This is a genomic window from Rubripirellula obstinata, assembly GCF_001642955.1.
GTDB lineage: Bacteria > Planctomycetota > Planctomycetia > Pirellulales > Pirellulaceae > Rubripirellula > Rubripirellula obstinata.
This window is the reverse complement of sequence record NZ_LWSK01000163.1, coordinates 1-10345: the sequence shown is the minus strand read 5'-3', so window position 1 is coordinate 10345 and position 10345 is coordinate 1. Positions and strand designations below refer to the sequence as shown.

General features: G+C 53.5%; 11 protein-coding genes. 5 read left to right on the top strand and 6 right to left on the bottom strand.

Annotated features, from left to right (window positions below; all coding sequences use genetic code 11):
- Positions 1-255 precede the first annotated feature (255 nt).
- Positions 256-1236, bottom strand: coding sequence for a SelL-related redox protein (locus RC85_RS26450; RefSeq protein WP_084422965.1), 981 nt, complete (start codon positions 1234-1236; stop codon positions 256-258).
- 64 nt (positions 1237-1300) lie between these two features.
- Positions 1301-1885 carry a DUF4416 family protein gene (locus RC85_RS23310; RefSeq protein ID WP_068267148.1) on the bottom strand — a complete coding sequence of 195 codons (585 nt, stop codon included), beginning with the start codon at positions 1883-1885 and terminating at the stop codon, positions 1301-1303.
- Between the two features lie 128 nt (positions 1886-2013).
- Here RC85_RS23310 and RC85_RS23305 point away from each other — a divergent pair, with 128 nt between their 5' ends.
- Both RC85_RS23305 and RC85_RS23300 read left to right on the top strand, forming a co-directional pair.
- The gene (locus tag RC85_RS23305) at positions 2014-3117 is read left to right on the top strand and encodes a pyridoxal phosphate-dependent aminotransferase (protein WP_068267147.1); all 1104 of its coding nucleotides are present in this window, start codon (positions 2014-2016) and stop codon (positions 3115-3117) included.
- Entirely contained in the window at positions 3114-3728 is a 615-nt protein-coding gene (locus tag RC85_RS23300) for a thioredoxin family protein (RefSeq protein ID WP_068267146.1), read from the top strand. The genes RC85_RS23305 and RC85_RS23300 overlap by 4 nt, the downstream gene beginning before the upstream one ends.
- A 47-nt stretch (positions 3729-3775) precedes the next feature.
- Here the strand turns inward: RC85_RS23300 and RC85_RS23295 are convergent, their stop codons facing one another.
- Entirely contained in the window at positions 3776-4273 is a 498-nt protein-coding gene (locus RC85_RS23295) for a low molecular weight protein-tyrosine-phosphatase (RefSeq protein ID WP_238383209.1), read from the bottom strand.
- A 321-nt stretch (positions 4274-4594) separates the two neighbouring features.
- Here RC85_RS23295 and RC85_RS23290 point away from each other — a divergent pair, with 321 nt between their 5' ends.
- Positions 4595-4852, top strand: a complete 258-nt coding sequence (locus tag RC85_RS23290) for a hypothetical protein (RefSeq protein ID WP_068267145.1) — start codon at positions 4595-4597, stop codon at positions 4850-4852.
- A 95-nt stretch (positions 4853-4947) separates the two neighbouring features.
- Here the strand turns inward: RC85_RS23290 and RC85_RS23285 are convergent, their stop codons facing one another.
- Both RC85_RS23285 and RC85_RS23280 read right to left on the bottom strand, forming a co-directional pair.
- The gene (locus tag RC85_RS23285) at positions 4948-5640 is read right to left on the bottom strand and encodes a hypothetical protein (RefSeq protein WP_068267144.1); all 693 of its coding nucleotides are present in this window, start codon (positions 5638-5640) and stop codon (positions 4948-4950) included.
- An 87-nt stretch (positions 5641-5727) separates the two neighbouring features.
- The gene (locus RC85_RS23280) at positions 5728-6765 is read right to left on the bottom strand and encodes an aldo/keto reductase (RefSeq protein ID WP_068267143.1); all 1038 of its coding nucleotides are present in this window, start codon (positions 6763-6765) and stop codon (positions 5728-5730) included.
- A 293-nt stretch (positions 6766-7058) separates the two neighbouring features.
- Between RC85_RS23280 and RC85_RS23275 the strand changes: the two genes are divergently transcribed.
- Entirely contained in the window at positions 7059-8225 is a 1167-nt protein-coding gene (locus tag RC85_RS23275) for a 3-dehydroquinate synthase (protein WP_338060590.1), read from the top strand.
- 211 nt (positions 8226-8436) lie between these two features.
- Here RC85_RS23275 and RC85_RS23270 read toward each other — a convergent pair whose 3' ends face one another.
- On the bottom strand, positions 8437-8967 hold the full coding sequence (locus tag RC85_RS23270) for a hypothetical protein (protein WP_068267149.1): 531 nt from the start codon (positions 8965-8967) through the stop codon (positions 8437-8439).
- Between the two features lie 90 nt (positions 8968-9057).
- Between RC85_RS23270 and bioB the strand changes: the two genes are divergently transcribed.
- Complete coding sequence (gene bioB / locus RC85_RS23265; RefSeq protein ID WP_068267142.1) at positions 9058-10113, top strand: biotin synthase BioB; 1056 nt, start codon at positions 9058-9060, stop codon at positions 10111-10113.
- Positions 10114-10345 lie beyond the last annotated feature (232 nt).

Genomic DNA, 10345 nt, shown 5'->3' with positions numbered 1-10345 from the left:
TACGGGTAGGTCGCTTTCAAAACGTAGCTGATCCCGCCAGGGTTCAGTCCACGATCGGATTAGTATTCCGCGTCACCTCAATTTTCGGGTAGCGGAACTCGCCAAGAGTTTCGGCTACGAGGGGACGCCGAAAGTCTACGCGACTTCCGCTACCTCCTAACCGAAGATTGAGCTGACATGGACTACTAAGCTCGACTGAACCCTGGCGGGATCAGCTACTGGGTGGTTGCTGGCAAACTGGCATCCGTCATGGCTCTATTGATTGATCGCTAGTTCGCAGACATCAGGCAGATCGGCTGCGGTTTGGTGCCGATACTCCTTGATGATTTGACTGTCTTTGACAAGGAACGCACCCGGCATTTGAAAGCCGTCGCCATCCAGCTTTCCAACACCATGACGTGCAAGTATCGCGGCCTTGAATCCGCGCCACCAAACACTCGGTCCAAAGAGTTGCAAGAACTTGCCGCGTTGCAAGTCATAGGCTCGGTAGAGTTGACACTGTGGATCGCTGACGTGATCAATCTCGCCGAGACCGTAGCTGGCAAAATCAGCACTGGCCTTGGCTGGATCGCCCTGATGCACCAAGACCGGCACGACGCCTGCGGCAATCAAAGCGTTTTTCTTGCTAGAAAGATCATTCAGTGCTTCGCGACAAAACGTGCAACCGCTATGCCGTAAAAACAACATCATCAATGGTGACTTGCGTGACAAATCCGCCAATGAAACTCCGTCTTGGGTGACAAACAATTGATTCGCTTGGTCTACCGTACGCAAATCGTTATTCTCGATGCTTCGGTACTCCGGTGCATTGTGGTGTTTGAATGCTTGGTAAAGAATCGCTGCGAAGGGTATCCACCAAATCAGGTCGTTGGTGACGATTGTCAGCCCCCACGAAGGCGGTAAGTATCCTGGATCGCCCGGCCCCAAAACTAACATGGTGTAGACGAACCCGATCGGACCAAGAATTTTGCCCAGGAAACCGACCAGGGTAATGGGCCAATGCCGCAACGGATTTGTCGCAGCGATGCCGTACCCCACGCCATACACGCCAACGATCATCCCCACGCATTGCCAGATGCCCGGGTAGTTGGGCGGCTCAATTCCCGTCAACACAAAAAGATCGTTTGGCCGCAGGACGATCCAAGCACCCCACACAAGATTGTAAACCGCGGCAGCGGCAAGCGTGATCGACATCCATCGCGGATGAACTGGTTCAGTGAGTTCTGGTTTCGTCATCACGTTCGATTGTCTTGGTGGAATTGAATGGGATCGTCAATCTGTTGCGGATCAGTTCTGCAGATCAACTCTGCGAATCAACTTTGCGAATCTGTCCGGTGCTGATCAAGTATTCGCGCAGTCGGCTTCGGCACTGCATAGCAAAACCGGCGACCTCATCGGTGCGATAACTCGGGTAGGACCAGCGATGATGGATCCATCGTTTCCCGACATAATTCAAGGTTACCTCCGCAAAGATACCGTCCCGCAAATAAATCCGGTGATCTCGATCCTTGATCGTCGCCAGAACCAACTTCGCTTGTGACAAGTATCCAGCATCCAAATTGACCGGCCGCGTGATCCCTTGCCGCGTGATTGTCGGATCGACCTGGTTTGCATATTCCAATTCCCAGGCGTTGGTTTGCAGCTTCCAATCGGACAGTCCCGCGGGATCGGCGAAGGTTTCGACGGCCACGATGACCTTGGTCAGGTCAGTGCCCATTTCGTCGTCGTAGAAGCCGCCGGCTTGGAACGGCACTGCGGGGGAAACCAGTGCCACCGGTCCCCAATGCGTTTCGATTTGGCTGATCGCCCAGTCACGTGCGGCATCGAATTTTGTGATGATCGCGCACAAACGAATCACGGGCTCGATCAAACGAATTTTTGCCAACGGATTGTGTCCACTTTCGTTTTGAGGAAAAAGCTGGCAGATTAGACTCAGGTTCGCTCTTCGCAATCAATCACTTGAAATCCACGCCACCCAATACACGGCGTCCAACATCCGACGGATTTTTTAACATGCACCCATGGATCGCTGATCGAACTGCCGCCTTTGACGCCAGCGGTATACGGAAAGTATTCGACCTGGCCGCCAAGCTGAAGGACCCGATCAATCTTTCGATTGGGCAACCTGATTTTGACGTGCCTGACCAGATTAAGGAAGCAGCGATCGACGCCATCGAGTCGGGGCGAAACGCCTATTCGCCGACGCAGGGCATTGGACCGCTTCGCGAAGCATTAAAGGCGGATATCGCAAAACAGTATCCGCACGAAGATCGTGATGTGTTCATCAGCAGCGGCACCAGCGGCGGATTGATGCTGGCGATGTTGTCGATGATCAATCCCGGCGACGAAGTGATCTACCTGGATCCGTTCTTCGTAATGTATCCGGCATTGTTGGAAATGTGCGGCGGCGTTTCGGTCCGTGTCGATTCGTACCCAGACTTTCGCCTGGACCCAGCCAAGATCGAAGCGGCAATCACGCCCAAGACCAAAATGATTCTGGTCAATTCACCCGCCAACCCAACCGGCGTGACGGCATCACCAGCGGAATTAAAAGCAGTCGCCGAAATCGCAGCCAAGTACAACATCGCGTTGGTCAGCGACGAGATCTACAGCCGGTTTTTCTATGACGGCGAATTCGATTCGCCAGCAAAGTACAACGACAAGACCATCGTGATCGACGGATTCAGTAAGAGCCACGCGATGACGGGATGGCGAGTCGGATACGTTCACGGACCAAGCGAAGTCATCAACACGATGCTGAAACTACAACAGTATTCGTTTGTCTGTTCACCTCAACCGGCACAGTGGGGAGCTCTTCGTGCGATGGAGGTCAATTTAGATGGCTACATCGAAGATTACAGCCGCAAACGTGATTTGATTTGCGATGGGCTATCCGACTTGTACGAAATCGCAAAACCAGGCGGCGCGTTTTACGTTTTCCCCAAAGCACCCAGCGGCAGCGGAACTGAATTCGTCGAACGGGCAATCGAAAAAGGGTTGCTGATCATTCCCGGCAAGATTTTCAGCAAACAAGACACGCACTTCCGAATCAGTTTTGCTGCGTCCGATGAAACACTCAATCGCGGCATCGAAGTCCTTCGCGAGCTGGCGAAATGAACCGAATCGCATCGACCTTTCTCGCGATCGCAATGTTGTCTTGCGTCACCATCGCGGGTGAATTTAATTCAGTGCTGTCCGTAGGTGACACCGCGCCGTCGTGGGACGCTTTGCCAACGACCGGTGGCGAGACGTTGGCCATGGATCAATTGTCCGAATCGGACGTGATCGTGCTGGCGTTCATTTGCAACAGTTGCCCCTACGCGATTGATGTCGAAGATCGCCTGATCAAACTGCATCGGGATTACAACGAACGACGTGTTACTGTGGTTGCGGTGAACGTCAACACAATCGAAGCCGACGCAATGCCTGCGATGATCGAAAAGGCAAAGCAGAAAGCTTTTCCGTTTGTCTACCTGTACGATGCATCGCAGCGGATCGCGAAAGATTACGGTGCCAAGTACACACCGCAGTTCTTTGTTGTGAACAAAGATCGCAAAGTGATTTACATGGGCGCGATGGACGACAGTCCCGACGGGAAAGAAGTCACCAAGCCCTATGTTCGGAATGCCATCGACGCCGCGCTTGCAGGCGAATCCGTGACGGTAAGCGAAACGGTTCCCATCGGATGCCGAATCCGAGTCAAACGTTTGCGTCGCAAGGCGCGGTGAGTCGATCCGTGGGAGCGATACTCGCTGTTTGAAATGGCGATGTTGTGCTAGATGCCGTCGTCAAAACTGCCTTCGAAAATATCTTCGCCCATCAACGTTTGCAGGATGATGGGACAGCCTTCTTCGAGCATATCGAGTACTTTCTCGAACCCATCGGCTTCGCCGTAATAGGGATCGGGCACATCGTGGGGCCATTGATCGTCTAGGTAATCGCTGAACATGCGAATGTGTGTCTTGGGGCCGCCTGCCAGGTCGATCAGGATTGCATGGTTTTCGGCATCCATCGCCAAAACCAAATCGAACTTTTCAGGATTCAGGTCTGCTGCGGTGACTTTGCGTCCCAGGCTCTTGAGTTCGTAGCCGCGTTGCTCGGCCGCCTCAAGCATCCGAGCGTCCGCTGGATCACCGACGTGATACCCATGTGTCCCAGCCGAATCGACATCGACATCGACATCAAATTCTTCGGCAAAACGTTTCATCACAGCCTCACCCGCCGGAGATCGACAAATGTTCCCCATGCAGACGAACAACACTCGCTTAATCATCAAACTGTCTCTCATCGATACTGTGGTTCAGATTTGTTTGCTACGACTGGTTTTACCGCAAGGTTAAAGGAAGATTCCGCTCAGACCTAGTTGGGCTGGCCAAAAACAAGCCATTCCAGCTCCGGTGGGGCGATGGATTTCGCCAATGTCGGTAAGGAAAGCTTCAGGAACCTGTAGGAAAGGGTCGAAAACGGAAAGGGCCGTAATGCTACCTTAACGATCTTCTTCGTAAATTCATTTGCCTTTACCGGGGGTATCCACTAAGATCGGCTAACACTCGGAGATCAAAAGATCGTCTCACCAATCTCATGGAACCAGATCATGCCAGTCTCATTTACGCAGTCTTGCCCTACCTGTGGTCGCCGAGTTCAAGTCCGAGCATCCTTGGTGGGATACACCATTGTCTGCCAACACTGTCGTGCTGAATTTCGTGCGAAGGCGGATGAACGAATCAATGAAGACGGCGTCGATGTCACTCGTTTAGAGACATGTGCCGATTCCGAGACTGAGACCGACCCGCTAATGCTGCGAGTCGAAGAAGCACTCAAGCGAGCCGCGGCGCAAACGCCGGTAGTTTAGGAACTCGCGATTTTTCATAGTCGCCTTTCGCTCCGCGAAAGTAGCGAATCCACTGCTTTCGCGGAGCGAAAGACGACTATAAAAAGTTGTCAGAATCAGTCGCGATACGTTGGGTGATATCCGTCAAAGTACGGCGCGTCGGGATAGGCTGATCCCGGTCCGATCGGATAGGGATTTAGGCCGCCGGATGGATCTCCGCGAAAATCAGGTCGGAAGTTTTGATTTCCGAATCCGCGGTTCCCAAAACCTGGGCGTTGGGGCTGTCCACCGGGACCGGCTCCGGGATTTTGTCCAGGGTTCTGTCCGGGGTTTTGTCCGGGGTTTTGTCCAAAACCAGGATTCTGTCCGAAACCGGGACCTGGACCGAAACCGCCGCCGAAGCCTCGACCACCAAAACCAACTCCGCCAAAGCCAAGATTCAGGCCGGCGTAGGGAGCACCCCAATTCGGGTAAGGTGTGCTGAACGGACGATATGGGAAACGCCATTCGCCGTAGGGACGAACCGGGTCACCCCAGCTTTCGACGCGATGATAATTGTCGGCCGACGCGCCGTAGTTCAACGAACTGCGAGTGTGCGTGAAACCGCTGCTGCGGAAATTGGACACTTCGTTCGACGCGGGCTTTGGCGTGGGAGCAAACTGTTGCACCCGATAGCCGCTGGATGGATCGTGAGTGTACGTGCTGGGCATCGTCAACCAGTCCATCGCATGCAGCGGAGGACAGGCCAGGGTTGTCCCAAGACTGATCAACAGAATTCGCAAGCCGGTAGAAGCAATTGGATTTCGCATGAACGCCAAAATAGTTCACGCTTTCGTTCGAAGCGAAGTTTTAAACCATTCGTTCTCAAAATCGCTCGCCGGTATTTCGCCCAGCCACTACAACCGTCGCAACCCGTCCTCGGTCATCGGAGTCGGGATGTCAAAATCGATTTCATCAATTCGATCCATCGTCGCATCATCCAAGATCAAATCCACCGCCGCCAAGGATTCATTAAGTTGCTCGATACTGGTCGCACCAATAATCGTTGACGCAACAAAGTCATGCTGGCGACTCCAAGCGACCGCCAATGCCGTGACGGTGGTGCCAATCGATTCAGCAATTTGCATTAACCTTCGCGTCGTTTCGATGCTGCGCTCGTTCACAAAACGCTGAGCCATTTTTTTCTGGCGCTCTTCGCCGTTCTTTAAGTATTCCGTAAACCGTCCGCCCAGTGGCGGAGCATCGTTGTACTTCCCGGTTAGCACTCCACCGCCCAGCGGCGAATAGGGCAACAGGCTGACATTCTCTTTTCGGCAAACTTGCGCCAACTCGCTTTCGCAACGACGGTTGATCAACGAAAAATTATTCTGCACCGTTTGGAATCGATCAACGTCGTAGACATCGGCGGCCCAAAGACTCTTCATTAGCCCCCAAGATGTTTCGTTGCTGCAACCGATCACTCGCACCAATCCGGCATCACGAAGTTCCGTCAACACGCCCAGTAATTCTTCGTAGGGCAATCCGTGGTCGGGCCAGTGAATTTGGTACAGGTCGATGTAGTCGGTTTGCAAACGTTCCAGCGAAGCGTGACAAGCATCAAAAATTTGGCGACGATCGATCGAGCATTTTCCGTGACGGACCGGGGCGTTGAACCAGCCATGACCCGGGCCGGTGACCTTGGTCGCAACGATGATGGAATCACGCGGCTTGGTTTGCATCCAGCGTCCAAAAATTTCTTCGGTCAAACCCACCGTTTCTTTGCTGGGGGGCACCGGATAGATTTCAGCCGCATCATAGAAATCAATGCCGGCTTCAAAAGCTCGGTCACAAATCGCGTGCGAAAGCGGTTCATCGCATTGTCCTCCGAAGGTCATCGTGCCCATGCAGATGTCAGAAACCGTGATACCGCTTTGTCCAAGTCGTCGTTGTTGCATCGAGAACGTTGTTGTTGTGTGGAAAGGCCTGGAAAAGCCTGGGAACTGAAAAGAACTTCAATCTTTGATAAGATAGCGTTTCCCACCAAAGTGCTCCCACCCCACGCGTCGTAAATCTTGATGCCTCCATCGTCTCGAAACCATCTGCGAATCGCTGCCATCGCGGTTTCCGCTCTGATTTCGTCAATCTTGCTGAAGGATAGAATGAAGCTGAAAGGCTTCCTGTTCAGTGCTGGGGAAATTTTCCCAAATGCGTTGCACTGGTTGTGTCTTGGCTGGGGAAGTGAAAAGCCGTGAGTTTTTCGCCAATGAACAACGACTCTTCGTCTCACTCGACCGATATCTCTTTCAGCGTTCCGTTCAAACACCGGTTGCGTGTGACGGATGATATCGCGGGATCCGATTTCGATGTGTTGGCCGATTTGGTTCGCGAGTCAAATTCAAATAGCCGTGCGCGAATTCTGCTGGTCGGCGAAGAAGCGGTCAGCGAGCACGTGACGAAGTTGGAAAATCAACTTCGGCAATGCAGTGATGTTGATTTGGTCGCACCCGCTGAGCTTTTGGCGGGGGGCGAAGCGATTAAGAACAACGAACATGTGCTTCGAATGTTGCTAGATCGGATCAATGATCATGGTTTGGATCGGCGCAGCTATGTTGTTGCCGTGGGTGGCGGAGCGATGTTGGATGCCGTCGGGTTTGCCACTGCGATTGCCCATCGCGGCATACGTTTGATTCGTCTGCCTTCGACCGTGTTGGCGCAGGCGGATTCCGGAGTCGGCGTGAAAAATGCGATCAACTATTTTGCAAAAAAGAATTGGGTGGGAACCTTTGCTGTTCCCTGGGCGGTCATCAACGACACATCACTGCTAACCACGCTTCCCGATCGTGATTACGTGTCCGGCTTTAGCGAAGCGGTCAAAGTCTCGCTGTTGAAGGACTCGGCAGAATTCGATTGGCTTTGCGACAATGCAACCCGAATTCGCAATCGGGAAATCAGCGCCGCCAAACATGCGATCGGAAGATCCTGCCAACTTCATCTTCGTCACATCACCGAAGGAGGTGATCCGTTTGAAAGCGAAGAAGCGCGGCCGCTGGATTTCGGGCACTGGTCGGCTCACCGTTTGGAACCACTGACGCAGTACAAAATTCGACATGGCGAAGCGGTGGGAATCGGTGTCGCGATCGACTGCATGTATTCGTCAATCAAGTTTGGTTTTCCAGAATCGGATGCGTTGCGAGTTTGTGAGTGTCTAAGCAATCTAGGCATCGGCCTTTGGCACGAAGCGATTCGCCCAATCGATCGGCTGATGCAAGGTCTGGAAGAGTTTCGTCAACACTTGGGTGGCCGTTTGACGATCACGATGCTGCAAGGCGTCGGCGATCCAATCAATGTTCACGAAATTGATTCGGATGCGATGAAAATTGCGATCGAAAAAATCGAGGCGATAGGCGTTGGTTGACGAGCGCTAGTTGACGAGCTGTTCGCAAGGCGGGCTGGAGGTGGGTGATGGAAATGGGGCAGCGGTCTGATTGCAAATTGCAAGATGGACATTGCAAGTTGCAAATTTAAGGAGCAGCCTTGTTTTGGAAAATTTCAAATTTGCATTGTTCAATTTGCATTGTTCAATTTGCAATGCTTCCGGCGAGATTGGCGGACAGTCCAACCCCCATCTAAGACTTCGTAGCGCACCCTACCGCACATGAACCGCACGTTCCGCTGCAACCGCCGCCTTCTTTGGTTCCGCAGTCCGGCCCGCAACCGTCGCTGAGTAGTTTGGCGAAGTGCCGCGATTGCACCACCGATTCGTATTGGCCGGCAATCGTTTCGGTAATTTGCCGAGCCTGTTCGTCGACTTCGCCCAGGAAATGCATCACCAGCGTGCCGCCATCAAACAATTGATCGACGTCCAACAAGGTCGCACTGCAGCCAGCATCCTGCATGGCGATTCGGCATTCTTCGACCGCTCGACGTTTGTGTCGATCCAGACGACGGATCAGCAATTCGTCTTCTTCTGTCGTCGGACGAAGCACTCGGGTGGTCGCTTGACCTACCGGATGTGTGCGGCATGGTCCCACTACTTCGCCCAGTTCGATCCCGCGGCCGGTGCGAACGATGACTCGGCGACCGCGAGAAAGCGGCAGCAAAGCGGTGGCGGCGTGGATCTCGGCAAGAGAACCAATACGGAGGTAGACAAGTTGCATCTTCCCCATCTTGGCTGATGAAGTTAATGTTTGCAATTGATTGGTTTACCCGCTGCAACTCCCAACCCGTCTTTTCTAGTAGATCCCGATATGAATGCTGCTACCACTGCTAGCCCCGCCTCCGACACAGCCACCGCAAACCCGACGGCTATCAACCGATTTGACGCTCTCGCCGACCAAGTGCTTGACGGGAATCCGATCAGCCGCGAACAGGCGCTTGAGATTCTGAAAACACCGGACGACGAAGTATTGAATCTGCTGTCGGCCGGATTTCGGATTCGTCAAAAGCATTTCGGCAAAACCGTTCAGCTTTATTTCTTGATGAGTGCCAAGAGCGGTTTGTGTCCCGAGGATTGTCATTACTGCAGCCAATCCAAAATCTCTGAAGCTCCTGTTCCCAAGCACAACATCTTGAAGCGTGATGACTTGATGGCGGCAGCGAAGATGGCGGCCGATCGCGGAGCCAAAACTTACTGCCTGGTCATTTCAGCTCGCGGACCCAACGAGCGTGAAATGAGTGCGGTCGAGCAGATCGTTCCCGAAATTAAACAGAAGTACGATCTCGACATTTGTGCTTGCCTTGGATTGCTTTCGCGAGAACAAGCCGATCGCTTGAAGGCGTGCGGCGTTGATCGGGTCAACCATAACCTGAACACCAGCGAAGAACATTACGCGGACATCTGCACCACGCACACCTACGCCGACCGTGTTGGTACGCTTCGCAATGTTCGCGACGCTGGCATGGAAATGTGCAGCGGTGGCATCATCGGCATGGGCGAAAAGCACGAAGACGTCGTCTCGATGGCGTTCGACTTGCAAGAGCTGGGCGTTCAGTCGATCCCGCTAAACTTTCTAAACGCGATCGAAGGCACGCCGTTGGAAGGCAACAAAGACTTGTCGCCCCACGACTGCCTGCGAGCTTTGGCGATGTTCCGTTTCGTCAACCCCGACCGCGAACTGCGAATTTCCGGCGGCCGCGAAATCCACTTGCGTACCCTGCAGCCGCTCGGTTTGTACGTCGCCAATAGCCTCTTCGTCGGCGATTACCTGACCACGCAAGGGCAAGCTCCGGAAGAGGATTACCAGATGATCAAGGACCTAGGTTTCGAGGTCACGAAGTCAACGGGCGAGACGCCGACTTGTTGATTGCCTGATCAAAGATCATCAATCCGCGAGGCAACAGAACGGCGAGCTCTCCAAGATCCCCACCGTTTGTCGATCAATGTGAGCCGCGACGCGTAAGCGGCCGGGCCCTGGTCCGCTAAAAGTTTGGGGTTGTGGAGTTATCGGCTTGCGCCGTTTTTATCCTGTCTCACCATCGAAGGTCTTAGCCCAGAGGGCGGCAGATCTTTGCCGGTGGCGTCAGCCACCGGTCCAC

What these genes read in the sequence shown, in the direction of transcription:
- RC85_RS26450 (WP_084422965.1), bottom strand. Translation starts at nt 1,236, where the DNA reads ATGACGAAACCAGAACTCACTGAACCAGTTCATCCGCGATGGATGTCG.
- RC85_RS23305 (WP_068267147.1), top strand. Translation starts at nt 2,014, where the DNA reads ATGCACCCATGGATCGCTGATCGAACTGCCGCCTTTGACGCCAGCGGT.
- RC85_RS23300 (WP_068267146.1), top strand. Translation starts at nt 3,114, where the DNA reads ATGAACCGAATCGCATCGACCTTTCTCGCGATCGCAATGTTGTCTTGC.
- RC85_RS23295 (WP_238383209.1), bottom strand. Translation starts at nt 4,273, where the DNA reads ATGATTAAGCGAGTGTTGTTCGTCTGCATGGGGAACATTTGTCGATCT.
- RC85_RS23290 (WP_068267145.1), top strand. Translation starts at nt 4,595, where the DNA reads ATGCCAGTCTCATTTACGCAGTCTTGCCCTACCTGTGGTCGCCGAGTT.
- RC85_RS23285 (WP_068267144.1), bottom strand. Translation starts at nt 5,640, where the DNA reads ATGCGAAATCCAATTGCTTCTACCGGCTTGCGAATTCTGTTGATCAGT.
- RC85_RS23280 (WP_068267143.1), bottom strand. Translation starts at nt 6,765, where the DNA reads ATGCAACAACGACGACTTGGACAAAGCGGTATCACGGTTTCTGACATC.
- RC85_RS23270 (WP_068267149.1), bottom strand. Translation starts at nt 8,967, where the DNA reads ATGCAACTTGTCTACCTCCGTATTGGTTCTCTTGCCGAGATCCACGCC.
- bioB (WP_068267142.1), top strand. Translation starts at nt 9,058, where the DNA reads ATGAATGCTGCTACCACTGCTAGCCCCGCCTCCGACACAGCCACCGCA.